The organism is Rhizobium oryzihabitans (assembly GCF_010669145.1).
Taxonomy (GTDB): Bacteria; Pseudomonadota; Alphaproteobacteria; order Rhizobiales; family Rhizobiaceae; genus Agrobacterium; species Agrobacterium oryzihabitans.
The window spans coordinates 1,530,033-1,554,759 of sequence record NZ_CP048632.1; the positions used below are offsets into that span (position 1 = coordinate 1,530,033).

At 60.2% G+C, this 24,727-nt stretch carries 20 protein-coding genes; 9 read left to right on the forward strand and 11 right to left on the reverse strand.

All coding sequences use genetic code 11. From position 1 onward, the window contains the following. Positions 1-2 precede the first annotated feature (2 nt). The 3 genes from G3A56_RS08035 to G3A56_RS08045 all read right to left on the reverse strand — a co-directional run bounded on the left by G3A56_RS08035 (position 3) and on the right by G3A56_RS08045 (position 3,961). Positions 3-1,160 carry an ABC transporter ATP-binding protein gene (locus tag G3A56_RS08035; RefSeq protein ID WP_082183748.1) on the reverse strand — a complete coding sequence of 386 codons (1,158 nt, stop codon included), beginning with the start codon at positions 1,158-1,160 and terminating at the stop codon, positions 3-5. Between the two features lie 135 nt (positions 1,161-1,295). After that, the gene (locus G3A56_RS08040; protein ID WP_003493957.1) at positions 1,296-2,393 is read right to left on the reverse strand and encodes a polyamine ABC transporter substrate-binding protein; all 1,098 of its coding nucleotides are present in this window, start codon (positions 2,391-2,393) and stop codon (positions 1,296-1,298) included. A gap of 152 nt (positions 2,394-2,545) precedes the next feature. Continuing rightward, on the reverse strand, positions 2,546-3,961 hold the full coding sequence (locus G3A56_RS08045; RefSeq protein ID WP_082183746.1) for a helix-turn-helix domain-containing protein: 1,416 nt from the start codon (positions 3,959-3,961) through the stop codon (positions 2,546-2,548). A 255-nt stretch (positions 3,962-4,216) separates the two neighbouring features. Between G3A56_RS08045 and aceA the strand changes: the two genes are divergently transcribed. Together aceA and G3A56_RS08055 are read left to right on the forward strand one after the other, a co-directional pair. After that, positions 4,217-5,506 carry an isocitrate lyase gene (aceA, locus tag G3A56_RS08050; protein WP_003493955.1) on the forward strand — a complete coding sequence of 430 codons (1,290 nt, stop codon included), beginning with the start codon at positions 4,217-4,219 and terminating at the stop codon, positions 5,504-5,506. Positions 5,507-5,590: 84 nt separating this feature from the next. Then, complete coding sequence (locus tag G3A56_RS08055; protein ID WP_003493954.1) at positions 5,591-5,848, forward strand: SMc00767 family acetate metabolism repressor; 258 nt, start codon at positions 5,591-5,593, stop codon at positions 5,846-5,848. A gap of 8 nt (positions 5,849-5,856) precedes the next feature. Here the strand turns inward: G3A56_RS08055 and G3A56_RS08060 are convergent, their stop codons facing one another. Then, positions 5,857-6,729 (reverse strand): LysR family transcriptional regulator, encoded by an 873-nt coding sequence (locus tag G3A56_RS08060; protein ID WP_003493949.1) that lies wholly within the window; start codon positions 6,727-6,729, stop codon positions 5,857-5,859. Positions 6,730-6,812: 83 nt separating this feature from the next. On the opposite strand from G3A56_RS08060, the gene G3A56_RS08065 reads away from it, so the two are divergent. After that, positions 6,813-7,160, forward strand: coding sequence for a hypothetical protein (locus G3A56_RS08065; RefSeq protein ID WP_167373891.1), 348 nt, complete (start codon positions 6,813-6,815; stop codon positions 7,158-7,160). A 309-nt stretch (positions 7,161-7,469) separates the two neighbouring features. On the opposite strand, the gene G3A56_RS08070 is transcribed toward G3A56_RS08065, so the two are convergent. Next, complete coding sequence (locus tag G3A56_RS08070) at positions 7,470-8,654, reverse strand: BaiN/RdsA family NAD(P)/FAD-dependent oxidoreductase (protein WP_082183744.1); 1,185 nt, start codon at positions 8,652-8,654, stop codon at positions 7,470-7,472. A gap of 140 nt (positions 8,655-8,794) precedes the next feature. On the opposite strand from G3A56_RS08070, the gene G3A56_RS08075 reads away from it, so the two are divergent. The 6 genes from G3A56_RS08075 to G3A56_RS08100 all read left to right on the forward strand — a co-directional run bounded on the left by G3A56_RS08075 (position 8,795) and on the right by G3A56_RS08100 (position 17,347). Continuing rightward, on the forward strand, positions 8,795-10,213 hold the full coding sequence (locus G3A56_RS08075; protein WP_164056242.1) for a glutamine synthetase family protein: 1,419 nt from the start codon (positions 8,795-8,797) through the stop codon (positions 10,211-10,213). A 12-nt stretch (positions 10,214-10,225) separates the two neighbouring features. Then, positions 10,226-11,512: an NAD(P)/FAD-dependent oxidoreductase gene (locus G3A56_RS08080; RefSeq protein WP_082183743.1), complete on the forward strand. Its 1,287-nt coding sequence runs from the start codon at positions 10,226-10,228 to the stop codon at positions 11,510-11,512. A 136-nt stretch (positions 11,513-11,648) separates the two neighbouring features. Beyond that, positions 11,649-13,124, forward strand: coding sequence for a glucose-6-phosphate dehydrogenase (gene zwf / locus G3A56_RS08085; protein ID WP_035241630.1), 1,476 nt, complete (start codon positions 11,649-11,651; stop codon positions 13,122-13,124). Positions 13,125-13,135: 11 nt separating this feature from the next. Beyond that, positions 13,136-13,834: a 6-phosphogluconolactonase gene (gene pgl, locus G3A56_RS08090; RefSeq protein WP_035241998.1), complete on the forward strand. Its 699-nt coding sequence runs from the start codon at positions 13,136-13,138 to the stop codon at positions 13,832-13,834. Positions 13,835-13,944: 110 nt separating this feature from the next. Continuing rightward, positions 13,945-15,765 carry a phosphogluconate dehydratase gene (edd, locus tag G3A56_RS08095; RefSeq protein WP_003493942.1) on the forward strand — a complete coding sequence of 607 codons (1,821 nt, stop codon included), beginning with the start codon at positions 13,945-13,947 and terminating at the stop codon, positions 15,763-15,765. Between the two features lie 217 nt (positions 15,766-15,982). Then, positions 15,983-17,347, forward strand: a complete 1,365-nt coding sequence (locus G3A56_RS08100; RefSeq protein ID WP_082183741.1) for a metallophosphoesterase — start codon at positions 15,983-15,985, stop codon at positions 17,345-17,347. Positions 17,348-17,568: 221 nt separating this feature from the next. Here the strand turns inward: G3A56_RS08100 and G3A56_RS08105 are convergent, their stop codons facing one another. The 6 genes from G3A56_RS08105 to G3A56_RS08130 all read right to left on the reverse strand — a co-directional run bounded on the left by G3A56_RS08105 (position 17,569) and on the right by G3A56_RS08130 (position 24,611). Beyond that, the gene (locus tag G3A56_RS08105) at positions 17,569-17,925 is read right to left on the reverse strand and encodes a hypothetical protein (protein ID WP_167373910.1); all 357 of its coding nucleotides are present in this window, start codon (positions 17,923-17,925) and stop codon (positions 17,569-17,571) included. A 241-nt stretch (positions 17,926-18,166) separates the two neighbouring features. Then, complete coding sequence (locus G3A56_RS08110; RefSeq protein WP_082183738.1) at positions 18,167-19,255, reverse strand: ABC transporter ATP-binding protein; 1,089 nt, start codon at positions 19,253-19,255, stop codon at positions 18,167-18,169. Between the two features lie 20 nt (positions 19,256-19,275). Further along, the gene (bglA, locus tag G3A56_RS08115; protein ID WP_164056243.1) at positions 19,276-20,931 is read right to left on the reverse strand and encodes a beta-galactosidase BglA; all 1,656 of its coding nucleotides are present in this window, start codon (positions 20,929-20,931) and stop codon (positions 19,276-19,278) included. Between the two features lie 37 nt (positions 20,932-20,968). Then, positions 20,969-22,129 (reverse strand): carbohydrate ABC transporter permease, encoded by a 1,161-nt coding sequence (locus G3A56_RS08120; RefSeq protein WP_082183737.1) that lies wholly within the window; start codon positions 22,127-22,129, stop codon positions 20,969-20,971. Position 22,130: 1 nt separating this feature from the next. Next, the gene (locus G3A56_RS08125; protein WP_003493934.1) at positions 22,131-23,144 is read right to left on the reverse strand and encodes a carbohydrate ABC transporter permease; all 1,014 of its coding nucleotides are present in this window, start codon (positions 23,142-23,144) and stop codon (positions 22,131-22,133) included. A gap of 105 nt (positions 23,145-23,249) precedes the next feature. Continuing rightward, a complete protein-coding gene (locus G3A56_RS08130; RefSeq protein WP_082183735.1) occupies positions 23,250-24,611 on the reverse strand; it encodes an ABC transporter substrate-binding protein in 1,362 nt (453 codons plus the stop codon). Between the last annotated feature and the right edge of the window lie 116 nt (positions 24,612-24,727).

The window sequence follows — 24,727 nt, forward strand, 5'->3', positions numbered from 1 at the left end:
CCTCAGCGTGTCAGGACAAGACCTGAATCCGGTTTCCAGTTCAGCCACACCATATCGCCGAAGGTGATCGGACGATCAACGAGACGGGAGACGTTCGCCTGCGCGGCGCGGATGACCCGACCATCGGCAAGCTTGACGATGAAGACCGAGAAGTCGCCGAGATAACCGATATCCCAGACCTCGCCATAGGCGGAATTGATGCTGCTGTCGGCGGGCTGATCGAGCGAGATGCGGACCTTTTCCGGGCGGATGGCGAAAGCCACCTGACTGGCGGGCGCCGCGGCACATTCCTGCTCCACAGATACCGCCAGCCCGTCGCAATCCAGCGTCACCAGTCCGGGCCTGCCAATCTCAGAGGCGTTGGCGACGACCTTGGCGTCGAAAATATTGATGTCACCGATAAAATCCGCCACGTAACGCGTGTTCGGCGCTTCGTAAATCTCGGCGGGCGTCGCCACCTGCACGACATTGCCTTTGTCCATGACCGCGATGCGATCCGACACCGTCATCGCCTCTTCCTGGTCATGGGTGACGATGAGGAAGGTGAGACCGAGATTGGTCTGGATGTCCATCAGCTCAAACTGCGTTTCTTCGCGCAGCTTCTTGTCGAGCGCGCCTAGCGGTTCATCGAGAAGAAGCACCTTCGGCCGCTTGGCAAGCGAACGGGCAAGCGCCACGCGCTGGCGCTGGCCGCCCGAAAGCTGGCTCGGCTTGCGCTTGGCAAATTCGCCGAGCTTGACGAGCCGCAGCATTTCCTCGACGCGGGCGGCAATTTCCGCCTTCGGCAGGCCATCCTGCTCCAGACCGAAGGCGATGTTCTTTTCGACCGACATATGAGGGAAAAGCGCATAGGACTGGAACATCATATTGGTCGGACGCTTATAGGGCGGCACGCCGGAAATATCCTTGCCCTGCAGCAGGATGCGTCCATCCGTCGGCTCCTCGAAGCCGGCCAGCATGCGCATCAGCGTGGTCTTGCCACAGCCCGAGGGACCAAGCAGCGAGAAGAACTCTCGCTCGTAAATATCGAGCGTCAGATTATTGACGGCGACAAAATCGCCGAACCGTTTGGTGACGTTTTCAAAGCGGATGAAGGGCACCGCATCGGGATTGTCCCAAGGGCTAAATTTGCGTTTGACCGGCCCCAGAGTTTTCGCCATTCACCCTACCCTCAAATCCCGTTGGTCTTTCGAACGATGCATCGGGGCGGGCGACACCGGCAGGTCGCGGGACCTGCCGGCAAAGGATTTGAGAAACAGGCCCGCCGGCCGTTCCTCAACCAGCGAGCGGAGGTCTTAGCTGCCGGTCTTAATCTGCGTCCAGACGCGGTTCAGCACACGCTGTTCCTTCGGTCCGTAGGGAGAGATGGTGAAGAGCTTCTTCATCGTCTCCTGATCGGGGTAGACCGCCGGGTTCTTGGCGACGGACTCATCCATCAATGCCTGCGAAGCGAGGTTGCCATTGGCGTACTGAACGTAGTTGGACGCCTTGGCGATGACTTCCGGCCGCATCAGATAGTTGATGAAGGTGTGTGCTTCCTCGACATTCTTGGCATCCGCGGGGATGGCAAGGTTGTCGAACCACATATAGGTGCCTTCCTTCGGAATGACGTAGTTCACCTCGACGCCGTTCTTGGCTTCCTCGGCACGGCTCTTCGCCTGGAGGATGTCGCCCGACCAGCCGATGGTGATGCAGCTGTCGCCATTCGCGAGTTCGTCAATATAGGCGGAGGAATTGAAGGTCTTCACGAAAGGACGAATCTTCGAATAGACCTCGCCGCCCGCTTCCAGATCCGCGGTTTCCTTGCTGTCTGGATTCTTGCCGAGATAGTTCATGGCGATGGCGAAGGTTTCGTCCGACGCATCGAGAATATTGATGCCGCAGGATTTCAGCTTTTCGGCATTTTCCGGCTTGAAGAGAATATCCCAGCTATCGACCGGAACATCGCCGAGAGCGGCCTTTACCTTGGCGACGTTATAGCCGATGCCGGTGGTGCCCCACATGTAGTTCACGGCATATTCGTTGCCGGGGTCGTATTTGGCCAGACGCTCGGAGACCTCAGGCCACATATTCTTCAGATTCGGCAACTTGGACTTGTCGAGCTTCTGGAACACGCCGGCATTGATCTGGCGGGCGAGGAAGGGGCCGGTGGGCACCACGACATCATAGCCGGAGCTGCCGGCCAGAAGCTTGGTTTCCACCAGTTCGTTGCTGTCGAATACGTCGTAGACGACCTTGATGCCGGTTTCCTTGGTGAAATCGGCAAGGATCGATTCGTCGATATAATCCGACCAGTTATAGACGTGGACGACCTTCTCCTGGGCCATTGCCGAGCCTGCTGCAACGAGCGCGGTGGTGAGAGCCAAGGTCAGACGGAGAGAACGGTTTTTCATGATGTCTCCTGTTAACGCATCCTCACGGTGGAAGCGTGATCCCCTTTTTTTGGAGAGACTAGAAAGGAAAACAAAAGGGAGCAAGCGGGAAATGTGCAGCACAGCATTTTCAACCGAATGTTTTCCGGTCACAAAAAAGCGAATGGAAACACCTACTGGAAGTCGAAAACACTGAGACCGGTCACCATTTCATCGAGCCCCAGAGGCCGTGTCAGCGGCGCTTCGGCGCGGGACAGACAGCCCTGCCTTTCGCACAGCCGGCACGAGGGGCCGACGGCAACGGGCGACGCACCCGAGGCGGCTGGGCCATAGACCGTCTCTCCCGCCTGTGCGAGATCGCAGCCGAGAAGCACCGCCGTGCGCCTCACCCTTTCGCCGAAGCCCGCTTGCGGACCTTCCAGCGTGCGCGAAACCGTGAGGAAAGCATCACCGTCAGGCATTTCCACCGCCTCCACCAGCGCCTGCCCCGGCTGGGCGAAAGCGGCATGGATATTGAGCCGTGGACAGAGACCGCCGAAACGCGCCCGTGGAAAACCGCCAGCCCCTGCGAGGCGGAACCGGTTGCCGGCATTGTCAATCTCCATCAGGAAAAACGGGATTGCCGCAGCCGTTGGTCGTTGCAGGCTGACGAGCCGATTGGTGGCCTGCTCGAAAGAAACGTTGAAGCGCGACCGCAAAACCTCGAGGTCATATTTTGCGCGTTGGGTGGCGGCAAGGAATGCACCATAGGGCATCATCAGCGCATGGGCGGCGTAACGCGCCAGTTCGAAGCGGGCGATGCGCCTTGCCTCCTCCCCTTTCAGGCCGAGCGCCTCAAGCTCCGCGCCTATTTCCTCGCGAAGCGCCAGAAGACAGGTCTCCATCGCCATTTCCCGCAGCTGGTCCGGCTGCGACAGGCGCTCGGATAAAAACAGCCGCATGGAATGCCGGTCGTAACGCCGCCTGAGGTTCGGCATGGCATGAACCGGCAGGGTTCTGACCACGATGCCGTGGTTTTTCTGGAGCCATGCTCTAAGGCCGACGGCGAGATCTTCGCCCGCCGCCAACTGTTTGTGGAGTTCTTCCGCCGCCGCGTCGATGGCGTGGAAATAGGCCGGCCGGTTTTCAAAGACATGCCGCACCTCATCGATCGGCAGGCGGGTGGAGGAAAGCGCCGTCTCATGCCCCTCCCGCGCCAGAAGATCCGACAGGTCGGACAGGCGCTGCGCCTGTTCCCTATAGGCCCGGTATAGCTTCAGGACACCGCTTGCCGCGTTGGGCGCGGCATCGGCAACCTCGATCAGCTCCTGCGGCGACGGCACTTCGCCGACCAGCAGAGGATCGGCGAAGACCTCGCGCAGCTGCCCGGCCGAACCGGCGCTTTCACCCTGCAAGTCATCCAGATCGACCTTGTAGACCGAGGCAAGCTTCAGCAGCAATTGCACGGTCAGGGGCCGCTGGTTGCGCTCGATGAGGTTGAGATAGGACGGGGAGATCGCCAGCGCTTCGGCCATCGCCGTCTGCGTCAGCCCCAGACCATTGCGAATGCGGCGCACGCGCGGGCCAGCAAAAATCTTGTTTTCCGACACAGCCTGGCCTCTCCATCCCCGCGACTCATACAAGTCTGTTACAAACTCGTGGGGCTGAACGATTTTACAAAATTTACAATTTTACAGCTCCACCCTGTCATGCATCCTACAGGATAACCTCTTTCAAGTCACTGTTTTTATGTTTATTCTAGCGCTCAAATCTCCAAAAATGTAAATGTAGTCACATCGAATGGCGCTTCACATAGCTGAGGGAAGCGCGTTTCAGAAACTGCATTTGTCATGGGAGAGAGAAGTATGACGGATTTTTACAAACTTGTTCCGGGCGCGCCGCAGGGACGTTTCGACGGCATCGAGCGCACCTACACCGCCGCCGACGTGGAGCGGCTGCGCGGCTCCGTTGAAATCCGCCATTCGCTGGCCGAAATGGGCGCGAACCGGCTGTGGAAGCTGATCAGCGAAGAGAATTTCGTCAATGCGCTCGGCGCGCTTTCCGGCAACCAGGCCATGCAGATGGTTCGTGCCGGGCTGAAGGCGATCTATCTCTCGGGCTGGCAGGTTGCGGCGGATGCCAATACGGCATCGGCCATGTATCCGGACCAGTCGCTTTATCCTGCCAATGCCGCGCCGGAGCTTGCCAAGCGCATCAACCGCACCTTGCAGCGCGCCGACCAGATCGAGACGGCGGAGGGCAAGGGCCTTTCGGTCGACACCTGGTTCGCGCCGATCGTCGCCGATGCCGAGGCCGGCTTCGGCGGGCCGCTCAATGCCTTCGAAATCATGAAGGCCTTTATCGAGGCGGGCGCGGCGGGGGTCCATTATGAGGATCAGCTGGCATCGGAAAAGAAGTGCGGCCATCTCGGCGGCAAGGTTCTGATCCCGACGGCGGCGCATATTCGCAACCTGACGGCAGCGCGTCTTGCGGCTGATGTCATGGGCGTGCCGACGCTGGTCATCGCCCGCACGGATGCGGAGGCCGCGAAGCTCCTGACCTCCGACATCGATGAGCGCGACCAGCCCTTCGTGGATTACGATGCCGGCCGCACCGTCGAGGGTTTCTATCAGGTCAAGAACGGTCTTGAGCCCTGCATCGCCCGCGCCGTTGCCTATGCGCCCTATTGCGACCTGATCTGGTGCGAGACATCCAAGCCGGATCTCGAGCAGGCACGCAGGTTTGCGGAAGGCGTGCACAAGGTGCATCCCGGCAAAAAGCTCGCTTACAATTGCTCGCCGTCGTTCAACTGGAAAAAGAACCTCGACGACGCAACGATTGCCAAGTTCCAGCGCGAGCTGGGCGCGATGGGCTACAAGTTCCAGTTCATCACGCTCGCCGGTTTCCACCAGCTGAATTTCGGCATGTTCGAACTGGCGCGCGGTTACAAGGACCGGCAGATGGCGGCCTATTCCGAGCTTCAGGAAGCGGAATTCGCGGCCGAGGTTAACGGTTACACCGCCACCAAGCATCAGCGCGAGGTTGGCACCGGCTATTTCGACGCCGTGTCGCTCGCCATTTCCGGCGGCACGTCTTCGACCACAGCCATGAAGGAATCCACCGAGCACGACCAGTTCCGCCCGGCGGCTGAATAAAGCTTCAGAAACGCCCTTCCCGTGAACGGGAAGGGCTTGCAAACCGGATCAAAAACCCCTGACAATAATGAGAGGAGAAATGCCATGAATGCCCATAACCCCATCAAAACCCACGTCAAGGAACGCGCCGAGGAGCAGTCCTCCGCCATGACGCAGGATCAGCAGGCCGCCATCCGCATGCTGGCCAATGATCTGCACCGCCTCAACCAGGCCGTCATGAAAGCCGTCGAGGCCGGTGTTTCCGTCGAGCTCGTCCGCTCGGCCCGCCACCATGGCGGCGGCGGCAACTGGGGCGATCTTCTGATCCCGGTCATCGTCGCACAGGGAAGTGCGGCTGCCTGAAACGGCTCTCACGCCGGGCGGCTCTTGCGCCCGGCATATAAATCGGAATGCCCCTTGATCAGACGGGTCATCCGGTCCGCCACCGTCCGTATATCGCGGCGGTGGCGATCGTCATTGTTCATGACGATCCATTGATTGTGGCGAAGCGGCTCGATCTCGCCGCCCTCGCGCATAAGCCGCGCATCGGCATCACCTACGAAACAGGGGAGCACGGCAACCCCTGCCCCGGCCAGCGTAAGATCGAGCAGCGCGGTCGGCCTGTTTACCGTCACCACGGTATTGTCCCGCCGGTTTTCATGCGGCCAGCGCAGATAGGCAGAAATGGCGTTTTCCTCCGCCACCGCCAGCCAACGGTCGGCAACAGAAGCGGCAGCGTTGCGCAGCCTGTAGGGCGCATAGGCCACCTCCCCCGTCTTGATGGCGGCAAGGTTACGCTCCTGCGGCTCAAAGGCGCGAATGCCGATATCGTTTTCGCGATGCGCCAGAGAGGCCCGCTGTTCGGCTATGAAAAGATCGATGCGGAAATCATCGCGATCCGTGCAGATGGCAGAGAAATTCACCGCCAGCAGCCAGGCATTCCAGGTGCCAACGGCTATGCGCACAACGGAAGAGGCTGACGACGCCTTCTGCCATCCCTCGATATCCTTTGCCGCCTGCTCCATCGCCTGAAGGCGGTCAAACAGCACGCGGCCATCCGCCGTCAGCGCATATCCCGTCTGGCTGCGGTGAAACAACGCCTTGCCGACGCGCTCTTCCAGTTCGACCATGCGCCGCCCGATTGTCGCCGGGCTCAAACCGGTCAGCGCAGCGGCACCGGTCAAGCCGCCGCTGCGTGACACATCAAGGAAAAGCTGATAGGAATCCCAGGTGACGTTTTTCATTGGTGAAAAACGTAGCGCATTTTCTTGCGCAGATAAAACAAAAAACGGCGTGCATCATGGCCCTCCGCAACATGGAGAGTGACATGCACGAGTTTTATTCAGCATTGGCCATCATCGAAAACCAGACACCGCGCACGCGGCGGGACGCCATCCGGCAGGAAGAGAAATTCTATGCCGATATGGCCGAGGCATCGTGGCCTTGGCGGCTTTTTACCGCGATTGTCGCAAGGGCAAAAGCGAAGAGCCTGACCCTAGTAAAAAAGCGCGATCAAGGCAGCCACAGCACCGGCTGCGATTATGGTCAGGCGAAGGGCCACCTGCCGGCTCTCGTTCTCGGCGCGGGCGATGGCAATGGCGTGAGGGCGACGATGTGCGGATCTGTTCATGCGCGGGCTCCTGACGAAAAACTCAACCGACCCATGCCCTGTTAAGAGCCTCCAGCATGACATCATGTGCAGCGGGACCATAATGTGATCCGGCTTTGCTGGCATTCGGTCAGGATGACTCCGTGCCCGTTAACAGAATATTAAAATGGGCGCGGACCGACGACAAAGTCCGCCAACTAAAATGAGTTTGGTGAACGGGTTACTTCCGCACTTCGTCACCCCGGACTTGATCCGGGGTCCAGCGCGATCAAGTCTTTGATCGCAAGAGACTCTTTTCACGGCGCAGACGCGCCATGGCTGGATACCGGCTCAAGGCCGGCATGACGGAGGAGAGAACTACGAATGTTTCAACAATCACGCGAATTCGCCTGCCGCCTGCCCGGAGGCCCAGGCCCATTGGAAATTATAGCCGCCGAGCCAACCGGTCACATCAACGCATTCGCCGATGAAATAGAGGCCGGGCACCGATTTCGCCGCCATGCTGCGGGAATCGAGGCAGGTCGTATCGACACCGCCAAGCGTGACTTCCGCCGTGCGATAGCCTTCAGAGCCGGCGGGCTTGATCTGCCAGTCCTGCACCTCATTCGCCAAGGTCGTCAGAGCCTTGTCGGACATATCGGCAAGATTGCCGGTGAGACCAGATTTCTCGACCACGTGCTGGGCGAGCCTTTTCGGCAGGATTTCCGCAAGAGCGGTCTGGGCCGACTGGCGGCCATTCTTCTGTTTCGCTTGCCTTAGCAACGCAACGATATCGCTTGCTGGCTCCAGCTTGAGGCGGATCGTATCGCCCTCCCTCCAATAGGAGGAGACTTGCAGGATGGAGGGACCGCTCAAGCCCCGATGTGTGAACAGCAGCGCTTCGTTGAACGCGGTCTTGCCGTGCGAAACTTCAGCCGGGACGGCGACACCGGCAAGCGGGCTCAGCCTTTCCAGTGCGGCAGGATCGAGCGTCAGCGGCACAAGGCCCGGACGCGTCTCGATGAGGGGCAATCCGAATTGTTCGGCGATCTGGTAGGCAAACCCGGTCGCCCCCATTTTCGGGATCGACTTAGCCCCCGTCGCCACAACAAGGCTTTCCGCCTCGATGACGCCACCGGACGTCGCCACGCGAAAACGCCCGCCATCATGGGAGACGGTCGAGACGCTGGTTTCAAGCCTAAGTTTCACGTGCGCAGCCTGCATTTCGGCAAGCAGCATACGAATGATGTCCTTGGCGCTGTCATCGCAGAACAATTGACCGAGCGTCTTTTCGTGCCAGGCGATACGGTGTTTTTCGACCAGCGCAATGAAATCGCGCGGCGTATAGCGGGCAAGCGCGGATTTGGCGAAATGCGGGTTGGCGGAAAGATAATTCTTCGGCCCGGCATGAATGTTGGTGAAATTGCAGCGGCCGCCGCCGGAGATGCGGATCTTCTCGCCCGGCGCCCTGGCATGGTCGAGAATGATGACGGAGCGACCGCGCTGGCCCGCACGGATGGCGCACATCATGCCGGCGGCGCCCGCCCCCAAAATCAGCACGTCACATTTCTCTGTCATCATTCCATCCGATCCGTTTCCTTTCCTCTTTTCGAAGTGCCGCCCGTTGTCAATGGCGCTTTCCCCCTCGCCAATTGCCAAACTCCGGTTATGATGGCGCCAGTCGAAACACAGACCCGGTGATACATGCCCCGAAGAAAACCATGCTCCGCCCGAAAAAACAGGCAACCATGGCAAAGACACCTCCCCTCGACCTCTCCTCCACCCGTGGCGTTTCAACCTGGCGCGAAGCCGCGCAATGGCTGAGGGCGCGCGGCATCGAGGACATAGAATGCATCACCCCCGATCTTGCCGGCGTTGCGCGCGGCAAGATGATGCCGACGGCGAAGTTCACGGGCGACACCTCGCTTGCCCTGCCCTCCGCGCTCTATCGCCACACGATCTCCGGCGAATATCCTGATGAGACCGCGAATTTCCGTTACGAGCCGCGCGACAGCGACCTGAAGCTGGTGCCTGATCTTTCCACACTCTCGGTCGTGCCGTGGGAGAGCGACCCGACTGCGCAGGTGATCTGCGACGTTGTGGATGCCGAGGGCAATTTCGTTCCCTATACGCCGCGCAACGTGCTGAAAAACGTGCTTTCGCTCTACACGGAAAAGGGCTGGAAGCCGGTCGTGGCGCCCGAAATCGAATTCTACCTCGTCGCCATGAACGACGACCCGGATTATCCGCTACATCCGCCGAAGGGCCGGTCCGGACGGTCGATCGTGGGTGGACAGAGCTATTCCATTGCCGGCATCAACGAATTCGACGAGCTGATAGACGATATCTATCACTTCTCCGAAAAACAGGGCCTCGAGATCGATACACTGATCCACGAGGAAGGCCCGGCCCAGCTTGAGATCAACCTGCGCCATGGTGACCCCATCGAACTTGCCGACCAGGTGTTCCTGTTCAAGCGCACCATTCGCGAAGCCGCGCTGAAGCACGGCATCTATGCCACCTTCATGGCCAAGCCCATGCAGGGTCAGCCGGGTTCGGCCATGCATATTCACCAGTCGGTGGTGGAAATCGGCAGCGGCCGCAACATCTTTTCCAATGCGGATGGCAGCCCTTCGAAGGAATTCTTTGCCTTCGTCGGCGGCATGCAGCGTTATGTCCCGAACGCGCTGGTGATGCTCGCACCCTATGTGAATTCCTATCGCCGCCTGACGCCGGATATGGCCTGCCCGGTCAACAATGCCTGGGGTTACGACAATCGCACGACGGCCTTCCGGGTGCCGATTTCCGGCCCGCAGGCGCGGCGCGTCGAAAACCGCCTGCCGAGTTCGGATGCCAATCCCTATCTCGCGCTTGCGGCGTCGCTCGCCTGCGGCTGGCTCGGCATCGTCAACAATATCGAACCGACCGAGCCGACCGCCGATACGGCCAATGAAGGCTCCATCGATCTGCCGCGCGGCCTTCTGGAAGCCGTGGCCCTGCTGGAGGGCGAGGAACAGTTCGAGCGGGTGTTCGGCCATGAATTCGTCGGTCTTTATGCGGGCCTGAAACGCGGGGAATTCGAGACCTTCATGCAGGTCATCAGCCCGTGGGAGCGGGAATTCCTGCTTCTCAACGTGTAAGGGGTTCGCAGCATGACTTGGCAAAGCCCGATTGCGCCGGGAATTTCCTGGTATCAGGCGACCGTCGGCGAGCGGCCGGAATACCCGGCGCTCGACGGCTCGAAAGACGTCGACGTCGCGATCATCGGCGGCGGCTATACCGGGCTTCAGGCCGCCTTTAATCTTGCCGTGAACGGCGTCTCCGTCGCCCTTATCGAAGCGCATCGTTTCGGTGACGGCGCATCCGGCCGCAATGGCGGACAGTTCGGCACCGGCCAGCGTTCATTTCCCGACGAGATGGAGGAGCAGATCGGCTTCGAGCAGTCCAAGGTGCTGTTCGACATTGCCGAAAGCGCCAAGCACTACGTGCTCGATTTCGCCCGGGATCACGGCATCGACATGGAGTATCTGCCAGGACAGCTCTATGTGGCGCACAAGGCCGCCTATGAGGATGACTACCGCAAAAGCGTCGATGCGATGAACGGCCGCTACGGCTATCCGCATATCTCCTACATGGAACGCGGAGAGGCGCGCAAACGTGTAGGCTCCACCCATTATTTCGGCGGCACGCGTGATACCGGCACCGGCCATATCCACCCGCTGAAGCTGCTGGTCGGTCTTGCCAAAGCCGCAAAAGCCGCAGGCGCCGGCATCCATGAAATGACGCCCGCCAGATCAATCCGCCAGTCCGGCGGCAAGACCATCATCGAAACGCCCTCCGGCACGCTTACCGCGACGCGGGTTCTGATCGCGACCAATGCCTATATCGGCAATCTGGAGCCGGTGACGGCAGCCCATATCATGCCCATCCGCTCCTTCATCGGCGCGACCGCGCCGCTGGACGCTTATCCCGACATCATTCCCGGCAAGGAAGCCGTTGCCGATTCCCGTTTCGTGGTGCGTTATTTCCGCAAGACCGCCGATAACCGCCTGCTGTTTGGCGGGCGCGAGGCCTACACCGCTGATACGCCGCGCGACATTTCCAGCCATATCCGCAGACAGATCGCCGAGATCTATCCTGAGCTCGGAAACGTCGATGTCACCCATTCCTGGGGCGGCTCCGTTGGCATCACCCTGCCACGACAGGTATTCGTGCGCGAAGTGATGCTAGGCGTCACCTCCATCGGCGGCTATTCCGGTCATGGGGTGATGCTGTCCAACTATTGCGGCAAGCTCTATGCCGATCTCGTTCTCGGCAGGCAGGACATGCTGGCGCCATTTGCGAGACTGAAGGTCCCGTCCTTCCCGGGTGGGGCATCGCTGCGGGCGCCGCTGCTTTTTCTGGCACTCTCATGGTACGCGTTGCGAGACAGGTTTTAGTACAATGTTTACAAACTGTTGCCGGTGCCACACAGGCGAACGGAAGCAAAAATCATAATTTCACATAACTGAGTATGGCATTTTTAAATCGATTAGATTATTGATGCCCCAACCCTTGAAGATCGAGAGTATCGATATGAGCAGTCAGATCATTCCTGTTGAAGCTTTTGATTGTGTCGTTTTCGGCGGCACAGGCGATCTGGCGGAGCGCAAGCTTCTGCCGGCCCTTTATCACCGTCAGGTCGAAGGCCAGTTCACGGAGCCGACACGCATCATCGGCGCGTCGCGTTCGGTCATGACGCATGAGGAATATCGCAAATTCGCGCAGGACGCGCTGAAGGAGCACCTGAAGACCGGCGAATACGACGACGCCCAGGTTTCCGTGTTCCTGAACAGGCTTTTTTATGTTCCCGTCGACGCCAAGGGCAGCAATGGCTGGGACGTGCTGAAGAAGCTTCTGGACGAGGGCAAGGAGCGCGTTCGCGCCTTTTATCTGGCCGTCGCGCCGGGCATTTTCGGCGATATCGCCGACAAGATCCGCGAACACAAGCTGATCACGCGCTCGACCCGCATCGTCGTTGAAAAGCCGATCGGCCGCGACCTTGCTTCCGCGCAGGAGCTGAACGACACGATCGGTCACGTCTTCAAGGAAGAGCAGATTTTCCGCATCGACCACTATCTCGGCAAGGAGACGGTGCAGAACCTGATGGCGCTGCGTTTCGCCAATGCGCTTTACGAGCCGCTGTGGAATTCCGCCCATATCGACCACGTGCAGATCACGGTCGCCGAAGCGGTCGGTCTCGAAGGCCGCGCCGGTTATTACGACAAGGCCGGCGCCCTGCGCGACATGGTGCAGAACCACATTCTGCAATTGCTTTGCCTCGTGGCCATGGAACCGCCCGCGTCCATGAATGCGGAAGCCGTGCGTGACGAAAAGCTCAAGGTTCTGCGGTCTCTCAAGCCGATCAACACCAGCAATGTCGAAAAACAGACGGTTCGCGGCCAGTACCGCGCCGGTGCTTCCGCCGGTGGTCCCGTAAAGGGCTATCTGGAAGAGCTGGAAGGCGGCGTTTCCAACACGGAAACCTTCGTTGCCATCAAGGCCGAAATCGCCAACTGGCGCTGGGCTGGCGTTCCCTTCTACATCCGCACCGGAAAACGCCTTGCGACCCGCGTTTCGGAAATCGTCGTCACCTTCAAACAGATCCCGCACTCGATCTTCGACGATGCGGCCGGCAAGATCGAGGCGAACAAGCTGGTCATCCGACTGCAGCCGGACGAAGGCGTCAAGCAATCGCTGCTGATCAAGGACCCCGGCCCGGGCGGCATGCGCCTGCGCCAGGTGTCGCTGGACATGAGCTTTGCCGAAGCCTTCAACGTGCGCAGCCCGGACGCTTATGAACGCCTGCTGATGGATACCATCCGTTCCAACCAGACGCTGTTCATGCGCCGCGACGAAGTGGAAGCGGCATGGGAATGGGTCGACCCCATTCTCAAGAGTTGGGAAGATCTGGCGCAGGGCGTGCAGGGTTACACCGCCGGAACCTGGGGTCCGAGCGGCTCCATCGCGCTGATCGAGCGCGATGGCCGCACCTGGCACGACGGAGATTGAGGATGACGGAGATGAGTGAGACATTACACGTCTTCGACAGCGCCGCCGATCTCGCTTCAGCGCTCGCGACGGAGGTTGCCGCCCATCTTTCGGCAGCAACGCAGGAGCGCGGCACGGCAAGCATCGCCGTTTCCGGAGGCTCCACACCCAAGCTGTTCTTTCAGGCGCTTTCCCGGCATGATCTGGACTGGAGCAACATCAGCGTGACGCTGGTGGACGAGCGCTTCGTGCCCCCGGAAAGCGACCGCTCGAACCATCGACTGGTTGCCGAGAACCTGTTGCAGGACAAGGCGAAGGCGGCCTATTTCGTGCCGCTCTACCAGCCGGCGGCCTCGCCGGAAGATGCGGCCACGCTTGCGACGGTCAAGACCGAAGCGATCTGCGACCCGTTTGACGTTGTGGTGCTCGGCATGGGAACGGATGGCCACACGGCGTCGTTCTTTCCCGGCGGCGACAATCTCTACGAGGCGCTCGACCTCGACGAGCCGCGCGGCGTTTTGACAATGGCGGCGGAAACCGCGGGAGAAGAACGGCTGACGTTCAATTTCTCCAGCTTGCATGATGCCGGTTTTCTGGTGTTGCATATCGAAGGCGCCGCCAAGAAAGCGACGCTCGAGAAAGCACAGTCGGGCGAGGATGAGGATGAAATGCCGATCCGCGCCGTGCTGAACCGGGCCGAAACGCCCGTGGATATATACTGGGCGCCATAAGCCAACGCAGCTGCCGCGCGAAAGCGCCCAACATACAAGACTGAAACTCGACAACCGGCCGCTCACCTCCCGGATCGCCGGTTGCCGACCAACGAACAGGATGAACGCTCATGTCCGCCGATTCCCGCATTCAGGCCATTACCGCCCGCATCGTCGAACGCTCCAAGCCCTACCGCGAGACCTATCTCGAACGGCTGCGGCTGCAGGTTTCGAAGGGCGTTCACCGTTCCGTGCTTTCCTGCGGCAACCTGGCGCATGGGTTTGCGGTCTGTTCCCCCGCCGACAAGGATATCCTTGCCGGCGACCGGGTTCCCAATCTCGGCATCATCACCGCCTATAACGACATGCTGTCGGCGCATCAGCCCTACGAGACCTTTCCGGCGATCATTCGTGACGCTGCAAAGCAGGCGGGCGGCATCGCGCAGGTGGCGGGCGCTGTTCCGGCCATGTGCGACGGCGTGACCCAGGGCCAGCCGGGCATGGAGCTTTCGCTGTTTTCCCGCGACGCCATTGCCATGGCGGCCGGCATCGGCCTGTCGCACAACATGTTCGACGCCGCCGTTTATCTTGGCGTCTGCGACAAGATCGTGCCCGGCCTCGTCATCGCGGCGCTCGCCTTCGGCCATCTGCCCGCCGTTTTCGTTCCGGCAGGCCCCATGACATCCGGCCTGCCGAATGACGAGAAATCGCGCATCCGCCAGCTTTATGCCGAAGGAAAGGTCGGCCGCGCCGAACTTCTGGAGGCGGAATCCAAATCCTATCACGGTCCCGGCACCTGCACCTTCTACGGCACGGCCAATTCGAACCAGATGCTGATGGAGATCATGGGTTTCCATATGCCCGGCTCGTCCTTCGTCAATCCCGGCACGCCGCTGCGCGATGCTCTGACGCGCGAGGCCACCAAGCGGGCGCTTGCCATCACCGCGCAAGGCAACGAATTTACGCCGGCGGGCGAGATGATCGATGAGCGGTCTGTCGTCAACGGCGTCGTCGGCCTGCATGCTACGGGTGGTTCGACCAACCACACGATGCATCTGATCGCCATGGCGCGCGCGGCCGGCATCATCCTCACCTGGCAGGATATTTCCGACCTTTCGGATACCGTGCCGCTGCTCGCCCGCGTCTATCCCAACGGTCTTGCGGATGTGAACCATTTCCACGCCGCCGGCGGCATGGGCTTCCTCATCAAGCAGCTTTTGAAACAGGGCTTCGTGCATGACGATGTGCGCACCGTTTTCGGACAGGGTCTCGAAGCCTACACCGTGGACGCCAAGCTTGATGAAAACGGCGCGGTGATGCGCGAGCCATCCCCCGAGCAGAGCCACGACCCTAAGGTCCTCGCCAGCATTGAGACGCCGTTCCAGCCGACCGGCGGGTTGAAGATGCTGACCGGCAATCTCGGCAAATCGGTCATCAAGATCTCCGCCGTGAAGGCCGAACGCCACATCATCGAAGCGCCCGCAATCGTTTTCAACGACCAGCAGGAACTTCAGGACGCCTTCAAGGACGGCAAGCTCAACCGCGACTTCATCGCCGTCGTCCGCTTCCAGGGACCAAAGGCCAACGGCATGCCGGAACTGCACCGCCTGACGCCGCCGCTCGGCGTGCTGCAGGATCGCGGCTTCAAGGTGGCGCTGGTGACGGATGGGCGCATGTCCGGTGCTTCCGGCAAGGTGCCTGCCGCCATCCACGTCACGCCGGAAGCTTCCGATTGCGGCCCGATCTCGCTCATCCGGGACGGCGATATCATCCGCCTCGACGCCATTTCCGGAACGCTGGAAGTGCTCGTGCCTGCCGCCGAACTGGCAAAACGCGAACCGGCACGCGCTGATCTCTCGGGCAATGAATGGGGCATGGGCCGCGAACTTTTCGCCCCCTTCCGCCGCAATGCCGGACCTGCCGACCAGGGCGCCAGCGTTCTGTTCCATTGATTTTTGATGGGCGAAGGCCGGGTGCGGCTTTCGCCTTTCAACCCCACTTTGCGGCATCGCTTGAATGCACCTCTCATCGCCCGAGAGCTGGCGCAGAAACCGCTTTATTTCCCATGTCTTAAACGTCAGACTTGTCATGCGGCTGTGATGATCGCCCTTTAGGGCCTTCTCAGCCGGCCGCGGGACGGCGGTGCAGTTTCGGATGATGGGGCCTGACATGACGATTTTCTCGAGCAAACGCCGCGATGTGCTGAAGCTTATGGCAGGCACCGCCCTGCTGCCGCTGATGGTGGCGGCAAGGCCAGCGATGGCACAGGACGTGGCGCTGCGTGCAATCGTCATCTCCGATCTGCATTCCGCCTATGAGCGCATCGGCCAGCTTCTCGCGGCCATCGAAACGCACATTACTGCCGACAAGACGCCTCATATCATTCTTCTGAATGGCGACCTGTTCGAGATCGGCAATGCGGTGGCCGCGCGTTCCGCCGGCGAAATCGAGTGGACGTTCCTGGCGGCGCTCGCCAAGCTTGCCCCCACCGTCATCAATATCGGCAACCACGAACCCGATATCGACAATGATCTCGCCAATTTCGTCAACCGCGCCAAGGCACTCGGCATCACCGTTCTCTCCAACATCATCGACAAGCGCAGCGGCACCGCCTATGCACCTGCCAGCGCCGAGATGAGCGTCGCCGGCCAACAGATCGTCGTCGCGGGCCTCGCCACCAATGCGATCAATACCTATCCGAAGGCCACGCGCGAGATGCTGGACATTCCGCAGCCGGTGGAATGGGCGAAGGCCAATCTGCCGAGGATCGTCAAGCAGGGCGCGATCAACATTGTTCTGAGCCATGCCGGCGTCGTCGCCGACCGTGATATCCTGCCTTTGCTGCCTGATGGCACGCTGATCATCGGCGGCCACGACCACCTGAATTTCGTGCATGAACAGGGCGCCACGCGTTATGTCCACACCGGCTCCTGGTGCACTTCCATGACGGTCGCGACGATCACGGCTCCTGGCAAGGCTGCGGCCATCGAGACCGTTGCAATCGATCGTGGCGCTCCCGCCTCCCCCGCCCTCAAGAGCCTGATCGAGCAGACACTCGAAAAGCACCTCACGGCGGAAGAGCGGGCAGTCGTCGGCAAATCCGCAAAAGCGATGACCGTCGATGAGGCCGGCCGCCATGTGGCGCAGCTCATCGCCGCAAAAACCGGTGCGGATGTCGGCTTCATCGGCCACACCTCCTTCGGCGCGGGCCTGCCCGAAGGCGATATTCGCCGCTACGATTTCAACGCCTCTTTGCGTTTCGACGGCAAGCTGATGGTGACGGAAGTGGATGGCGCGGCACTTCAGCACATCCTCAAGCGATGCAACCAGGATGGCGACATTGCACTTGCCGACCGGACCGGCGATTATCTTTACGCCATGCCGGAGAAACCGGAAACGAAAGAGCGCTACAGGCTGGTCTGCAACGACTGGTCGGCCACCAACCAGAAATCCTATTTCGGCCGCAGCGATCTTGTTTTTGCGGAAGTGCCTGAAGTGAAGCTGAAGCAGACGGTTCTGGGCGGGCTTTCTTAAAACCTGCATTCTCGCCAGTGAGACACAGGCCCGGGCACCGTACACAACACTAAGATTTCGTGCGGCGGCACATCCCTACGCTCCTCATTCCTGTGCTTGTCACAGGAATCCAGCCGACGCGCGTCCGCGCGGCGGGAAGGACTCCTTTCAGCCCAAGGACTTGGGCTGGCTGGATCCCTGTGACAAGCACAGGGAAGGAAATGGCGCCGCAAAAGCGGCCTTCAGAACGACCGGATGTCGAGCTTCCGGTCCTTATGCGCCGGATGCGTGCTGAACACGAAAATGCGGTCCAGTTCCTTCTGCGTCAACATGCGCAGGAAGCGGACATGGATGGTGTTGTTGGCGTTGACACGCAACAGCACGCAGCCGATCTTGCTGATGCGGGCATCCGGAATATCCAGATAGAACTGGTTGGGCATATTGTATTTCGTCAGCAGCGCCAGCACGGCCTCGGTCTGGGAGATACGGATGACGTCGCAGCGGCGAGCGGCCATGTGCATGACGGCCTTTTCGGTATATTCGATGCGCGCCGCATTCATGGTATCTTCCATGCGAAACCGGCCTTCGCGGTCGTACATGAAGGATTCTTCCTTGCTCAGGTAATTGTTCCTGATGACACCCGCACTGCTCTGCACGCCCGGACTCCCATGCTCTATCAACACCTTCGAGATTAGGACATAGTCTTTAACAATTCCTAACAACGCGGTCTTAAACAGACCGGAAGCGGGACATTTCCGGCGTTTTTCCACAGTGACAAAAGGTCGTTAAAAAGCCCCGGAACAGCGAATGTCCGGGGCTTTTTCCTGACCTGGCGGGCGATTATCTGCGGTAGGTTTTACCGTCGGCGTCGAAGAGATGGAGCTTCTCCTGCGGCGCTGCAAAACGCAGGGTCTGGCCCTTGCCGACGGAAGCAATGCCGGGCACCTTGACGATGATCGGCTCCTGCCCCTTGGGTGCTTCGAGATAAAGCAGGGTCACTTCGCCCAGAGCCTCGACAATCGAAACCTTGCCTTCGAACAGATAGTCATCACCGGTGACGATGCTCAAATCTTCAGGCCTGACCCCGAAACTTGCAGCCTTTCCCTGCTCGGATGCAGGTGTGGGAACATTGACGGCAAGCGCCTTGCCGCCGGTAAGTTCGATGGAGGTCCGTTCCCCGGTTCCCGCAATCTTCGCTGCGATGATGTTCATGGCGGGCGAGCCGATGAAGCGCGCCACGAAGAGGTTGGCCGGTTTCTCGTAAAGTTCGAGCGGTGCGCCGACCTGCTCCACCCGTCCCGCATTCAGAACGACGATACGATCGGCCAGCGTCATCGCTTCCACCTGATCGTGGGTGACGTAGATCATTGTCGTATCGGCCATCTGCTCGTTGAGCTTGGCGATCTCGATGCGGGTTGCGACACGCAACGCGGCATCGAGGTTCGACAGGGGCTCATCGAACAGGAAGACCTTGGGATTGCGGCAGATGGCGCGGCCGATGGCGACGCGCTGACGCTGGCCGCCGGACAGGGCCTTGGGCAGACGCTCCAGATATTGCGTCAGCTGCAGGATTTCGGCGGCGGCGCGCACGCGGCGGTCGATCTCCTGTTTGTTTTCCCTGGCGATCTTCATGCCGAAGGCCATGTTGTCGTAAACTGTCATATGCGGATAAAGCGCATAGGACTGGAACACCATGGCAATGCCCCGCCGCGAAGGCGGGATTTCATTGACCAGCTGGCCATCGATAAACATCTCGCCGCCGGTGATTTCCTCCAGACCAGCGATCATGCGCAGCAGCGTCGATTTTCCGCAGCCCGAGGGGCCGACGAAAACGATGAATTCGCCCTGTTCGATCTGCAGATCGATGCCGTGCAGGACCTTCACCTGCCCGTATGATTTGCGGATATCCTTGAGAACGAGACTTGTCATGGGTGTTCCTCCCTCATCTGTCAGGCGTAACGGGCGAAGAATGCGCCCCATGCCGGAAGTTCTACGCTTCTGCCTTCAAGACCGCCTGCAAAGCCGTGGCCTTCGAGAACCTCCCAGTTCCCTTCCGGCAACCTGGCCTTTGCCGGCGTTGCGGACAGATTGAAGAGGCAAAGCACGGTTTCGTTGCCGAGCGTGCGGGTGTAGCTCAGCACATCCCCCTCCACCGGCTGGAACTCGATGTCGCCCTTGGCAAAAGCGGGATGCTTTCTGCGGAAGGACAGGAACCGGCGGTAATGCTCCAGCACGGATGCCTCGTTGCCCTGCTGGGCGCTGACGGCGCGCTGCTTGTGCTCGGCCGGAATGGGCAGCCATGTCTTGTCCGACGTCGAGAAGCCCGCCTGTGCATGACCGGCATCCCACACCATCGGCGTGCGGCAACCGTCGCGGCCCTTGAATTCCGGCCAGAACTGGATGCCGTAGGGGTCCTGCAAGTCCTCGAAAGCAATATCCGCTTCGGTGAGGCCGAGTTCTTCACCCTCATAGATGCAGACGGAACCGCGCTGCGTCATCAGCAGCGCCGAAAGTACCTTGGCGAAGGCGTCCTTATCTTCGACATGCTCGCCCCAGCGGCTGACATGGCGCACGACATCGTGGTTGGAGAAGGCCCAGCAGGCCCAGCCTTCCGGTGCGGCCTTGGCAAAATCCGCCTGCACATCGGCGACACGCTGCGGGGTGAGCGCGTCAGGCGCCAGGAATTCGAAGGCGTAGCACATCTGCATCTTGTCATCGCCGGAGGTATATTCGCCGACGATTTCGAGACCGCGCTGACTGTCACCCACTTCGCCGACAGCGGCGATGTCAGGGAATTCGTCCAACACGGCGCGGAAGCGCTTCAGGAAGGCGATGTTTTCCGGGCGGTTCTTGTCGTAGAGATGTTCCTGGAAGTTATAGGGATTGACCGCAGGCGCGGTGGAGGCATTGCGGCGCTCCGGCGCCAGCGCCGGGTTGTCGCGCAGCTCGAGGTCATGGAAATAGAAGTTGATGGTGTCGAGGCGGAAACCATCGACGCCGCGCTTCAGCCAGAAGCGGGTGATGTTCAGCAGCTCTTCCTGAACTTCCGGATTATGCAGGTTGAGGTCCGGCTGCGAGGTCAGGAAGTTGTGCATGTAATATTGCATGCGGGTCGGATCCCACTGCCAGGCGGAACCGCCAAAGATCGACAGCCAGTTATTGGGCGGCGTGCCGTCCGGCTTGCTGTCCGACCAGACATACCAGTTCGATTTCGGATTGCTGCGGCGGGCGCGACTTTCCACGAACCACGGATGCTGGTCTGACGTATGCGACATGACGAGGTCGATCATGACGCGAACACCGAGGCGGTGAGCCTCTGCAATCAGCCCGTCGAAATCGGCTAACGTACCGAACATCGGATCGACATCGACATAGTTCGAGACGTCGTAACCGAAATCCTTCATCGGCGAGGTGAAGAAGGGCGAAATCCAGATGGCGTCGGCACCGAGACCGGCAATATGCGCCAGACGGTCTGTGATGCCCTTCAGGTCGCCGATGCCGTCGCCATTGGAGTCCTGATAGGAGCGCGGGTAGATCTGATAGATAACAGCGCCGCGCCACCAGTCCTTGTTGGGCGTCAAAGCGGAAGTCACCGAAGCGGTCATGGAAGTGTCCTGTCTGGTATGGGCGTTCATGGAATTATCAGCCTCCCTTGACGGAGCCTGCCAGCAGGCCACGCACGAGATAACGTTGAAGGGCGAAAAAGACGCCAAGCGGCACGATGATGGTGACGAAGGCGGAGGCGGTGAGGATTTCCCAGTTGCCGCCGCGCGAACCGAGCAGCGCATTGAGCGCGCCGGTCAGCACCAGCTCGTCCTTCTGCGTGCCGAGGAACACCATGGCGACGAGCAGGTCGTTCCAGGTCCACAGGAACTGGAAGATGGCGAAGGAGGCGAGCGCCGGGAATGACAGCGGCAGGATGATCTTGACGAAGATTTCGAAGTCGCTCGCGCCATCGACACGCGCACTTTCGATGATCTCCTTCGGCAGGCCGGAAATATAGTTGCGCAGCAGGTAGATGGCGAGCGGCAGACCGAAGGCGGTGTGCGCCAGCCAGATGCCGGCATAGGTCTTGGACGGCACGCCGAAGATGGTGCCGATTTCATTATAGAGCCTGAGAAGCGGGATCAGCGACATCTGCAGCGGCACGACGATCAGGCCCACCACCATGGCAATCAGCAGATTGCGGCCGGAGAAGCTCATCCATGACAGCGCATAGGCGGCGAAGGCGGCAATGAGGATGGGGATGACGGTTGCCGGCACGGCGACGGTCAGCGAATTGACGAAGGACTGGCCGATGCCTTCCGAGGTCAGAACCGTGCGATAATTATCGAGCGTGAAGACGGGCGGCGTCGCGACGGAGATATAGACGCGCTTGCCGCGAGAGCCTTCAAAGCTCGCGGCCTTGCTATATTCGTAGGTGCCGTCCGTATTAACGAGCAATGTTTCGCCGTCACCGATATCGGCCGCCTCGCCGGCTTTGAACGCCGTGGGCTCCTGTACGCGAACGCCGAAGGCTGCAACCTTGCCGCCCTGTCCGCTTTCGAAAACATTGCCTGATATGACGTAGCGGTTTCCGTCCTGCTTCTGCGCGGCAGCATCGGCGAGGCGAACCGCCGCCGTCTGTTCCGAGCTGGAAAAGGCCGTCCACCAGCCCGACACAGTGATCTGGTCCTTGTCGCGCAGCGAGCTGACGAGAATGCCGAGCGTGGGCAGGAGCCAGAGCAGCACGACGACCAGCACGCTCGCATGGACGATGAGGCGCGGCATACCGACGCGGCGCAGACGTTTGACGATATCCATCTCAGCGGCCCTCCATCTCACGATTGGCCTGGCGGATGTTCCAGACCATGATCGGCGTGACGGCAGCCATGATGATGAGTGCGATGACCGCACTTCGGCCACTGTCGCCGCCGCCGCGGAACATCCAGTCGAACATGAGATTGGCGAGCACCATGGTGTTCCACTGCCCGTTGGTCATGGTCAGCACGATGTCGAAAACCTTGAGCACGAGAATGGTGATCGTCGTCCAGACGACGGCGATGGTGCCCCAGATCTGCGGAACCATAATCTTCCAGAAGATCTGCCAGCCATTGGCGCCATCGATGACCGCCGCCTCGATGGTCTCCTCGGGAATGCCCCGCAGCGCCGCCGACAGGATGACCATGGCGAAACCGGTCTGGATCCAGATGAGGATAACCATCAGGAAAAAGTTGTTCCAGAAGGGCATGGAAATCCACACCTGCGGATTGCCGCCGAAAAACTCTACGATGGCGTTCAAGAGGCCGATCTGCACCTGCCCCTCGGCGCGATATTCATAGATGAACTTCCAGATGACGGAGGCGCCGACAAAGGAGATCGCCATGGGCATGAAGACGATGGATTTGGCGATGTTGCCCCACCAGATACGGTCGGTCATGACGGCGATGACGAGGCCGAAGAAGGTGCAGGCGGCCGGCACGACGGCGAGCCAAAGAATATTGTTGAAGATCGACTGGCGGAAACCGGCATCGAAAAACGCCCAGCGATAATTGGCGAGACCGACGAATTCGCTGCCGGTCCGGTCATAGAAAGACAGGATCAGCGTGGCGATGACGGGGTAGACCAGATAGACCAGCAGGAGAATCAAAGCCGGGCCGATGAACAGCCAGGGCCGGACCGCCGCGCGGCGATTGAGGTTGCGGGATGCCTGAAGCACGTCTCCCGAGCGGACCGGAAAGATCGCCTGAAGCACCTTGTCGGATAGCCAGTAATAGGCAGCGCAGGCAAAGACCCCCGCCACCATCACGCCGATGGCCGAAACGAGTTGTTGAGCCATGTTCCCTCCCTTGATCCTCTCCGCGCCGCGCTGATTTATGCGGTCGTCGGGGCAGCGCCGTTGGTAAGGGCCCGGCAGCAAACCGCCGGGCCTGATCCGATATCTTTACTTCAGGCCGTCCCAGGCCTTCTGGATATCGCTCGCGACCTGATCGGCAGACTTGCCGCCGACGAAATCGATCATGCCGGTCCAGAATGCGCCGGCACCGATCTTGCCGGGCATGAGGTCGGAACCATCGAAGCCGAAGCTTGTCGCGGTCGTCAGGATTTCACCCTGCCGCTTCATCTGCTCATTGGCATAGGCATCGACATTCACACCCTTATAGGGCGTGAGGAAGCTGGACTGCGCCATCCAGACCTCATGGGCGATCGGGGTCTGCAGGAATTCGACGAATGCCTTGGCGGCAGGCGCTTCCTTGGTGATGGTGACGAGCGTGCCAGCGCCGAGAACAGGCTTGCCGAGGTCAGGCTTGGACGCGTAAGTCGGCATGTAGAAGAAATCCGCATCCGTGCCCACTTTGGTGCCTTCCGGGAAGAAGGACGGAATGAACGACGCCTGATGGTGCAGGTAGCACTTCGGCGGAATGTCGAAGAGGCCCTTGGGGCTGTCGCGGAAGTCGGTGGAGGCCACGGCCGCGACGCCGCCGCTGACATATTTTTCGTTCTTGGCGAATTTGCCGAATTCGTTGATCGCCTCGACCACAGCCGGATCAGTGAATTTGACCTCGTTGGTCGTCCATTTCTGGTAGACGTCGAGCGGCTGCGTGCGCAGCATCAGGTCTTCCACCCAGTCGGTCGCCGGCCAGCCGGTCGCACCGCCGGAGCCGAGACCGATGCACCAGGGGGTGCCGCCATCGGCGACGATCTGGTCCGTTAGCTTGAACAGGTCTTCCATGGTCTCGGGTACCTTGTAGCCCGCTTCCTCGAAGTTCTCGGGCACGTACCAGACGAGTGACTTCACGTCAGCCTTGAAGGGAAACGCGAAATAGGCCTTGTTGCCATCCTTGCCCTTGTAGCTGCCGAGATCGACCCAGGATTTGCCCGCGCCGTAATTTTCCTCGACCCATTTGGCCGTGTCATCGCCGAGCGGAACCAGAAAACCCTTTGCCGCGAGATCGGCCAGAAGGCCGGGCTGCGGCAGGATGGCGATGTTGGGCGGCGAGCCCGCCTGCGTATCGATGACGATCTGCTGCTCGTAATTTTCCGACGAGGAATAACGGACATTCACGCCGGTCGCGTCAGCGAAATAGGCAAGCACCGTCTGGAACAGGGCCTCGTCCTCACCGCGCCAGGGTCCGAAAATCGTCAGCGTCTGGCCTTTCAGGTCGGCATGGGCCGCCTTGAAGTCCTCGTAGCTTTTCCAGTTGAACTTGGCGTCACCGCCGGGCGCGAATTTCAGGTCAGCGGCAGAGGCCGCACCGGACAGCAGCGCTATTGCAGCAGCCGTCGCCAAAAGAGTCTTCTGCATGTGATTTACCTCCCATCACATAAAAGGCTCAAAGCGTCCTCGCTCAATCAAAGCGCTTTGGCTGCCTATTCATCTCATTGTCATCAAGAAGGAGTCAAGAGGCTCTTTCTGCGGAA

Excerpts from the sequence above, each read along its gene's own strand:
- G3A56_RS08035 (WP_082183748.1), bottom strand. The coding sequence starts at position 1,160 with ATGGCGAAAACTCTGGGGCCGGTCAAACGCAAATTTAGCCCTTGGGAC.
- G3A56_RS08040 (WP_003493957.1), bottom strand. The coding sequence starts at position 2,393 with ATGAAAAACCGTTCTCTCCGTCTGACCTTGGCTCTCACCACCGCGCTC.
- aceA (WP_003493955.1), top strand. The coding sequence starts at position 4,217 with ATGACGGATTTTTACAAACTTGTTCCGGGCGCGCCGCAGGGACGTTTC.
- G3A56_RS08055 (WP_003493954.1), top strand. The coding sequence starts at position 5,591 with ATGAATGCCCATAACCCCATCAAAACCCACGTCAAGGAACGCGCCGAG.
- G3A56_RS08060 (WP_003493949.1), bottom strand. The coding sequence starts at position 6,729 with ATGAAAAACGTCACCTGGGATTCCTATCAGCTTTTCCTTGATGTGTCA.
- G3A56_RS08065 (WP_167373891.1), top strand. The coding sequence starts at position 6,813 with ATGCACGAGTTTTATTCAGCATTGGCCATCATCGAAAACCAGACACCG.
- G3A56_RS08070 (WP_082183744.1), bottom strand. The coding sequence starts at position 8,654 with ATGATGACAGAGAAATGTGACGTGCTGATTTTGGGGGCGGGCGCCGCC.
- G3A56_RS08075 (WP_164056242.1), top strand. The coding sequence starts at position 8,795 with ATGCTCCGCCCGAAAAAACAGGCAACCATGGCAAAGACACCTCCCCTC.
- G3A56_RS08080 (WP_082183743.1), top strand. The coding sequence starts at position 10,226 with ATGACTTGGCAAAGCCCGATTGCGCCGGGAATTTCCTGGTATCAGGCG.
- zwf (WP_035241630.1), top strand. The coding sequence starts at position 11,649 with ATGAGCAGTCAGATCATTCCTGTTGAAGCTTTTGATTGTGTCGTTTTC.
- pgl (WP_035241998.1), top strand. The coding sequence starts at position 13,136 with ATGAGTGAGACATTACACGTCTTCGACAGCGCCGCCGATCTCGCTTCA.
- edd (WP_003493942.1), top strand. The coding sequence starts at position 13,945 with ATGTCCGCCGATTCCCGCATTCAGGCCATTACCGCCCGCATCGTCGAA.
- G3A56_RS08100 (WP_082183741.1), top strand. The coding sequence starts at position 15,983 with ATGACGATTTTCTCGAGCAAACGCCGCGATGTGCTGAAGCTTATGGCA.
- G3A56_RS08105 (WP_167373910.1), bottom strand. The coding sequence starts at position 17,925 with ATGTACGACCGCGAAGGCCGGTTTCGCATGGAAGATACCATGAATGCG.
- G3A56_RS08110 (WP_082183738.1), bottom strand. The coding sequence starts at position 19,255 with ATGACAAGTCTCGTTCTCAAGGATATCCGCAAATCATACGGGCAGGTG.
- bglA (WP_164056243.1), bottom strand. The coding sequence starts at position 20,931 with ATGACCGCTTCGGTGACTTCCGCTTTGACGCCCAACAAGGACTGGTGG.
- G3A56_RS08120 (WP_082183737.1), bottom strand. The coding sequence starts at position 22,129 with ATGGATATCGTCAAACGTCTGCGCCGCGTCGGTATGCCGCGCCTCATC.
- G3A56_RS08125 (WP_003493934.1), bottom strand. The coding sequence starts at position 23,144 with ATGGCTCAACAACTCGTTTCGGCCATCGGCGTGATGGTGGCGGGGGTC.
- G3A56_RS08130 (WP_082183735.1), bottom strand. The coding sequence starts at position 24,611 with ATGCAGAAGACTCTTTTGGCGACGGCTGCTGCAATAGCGCTGCTGTCC.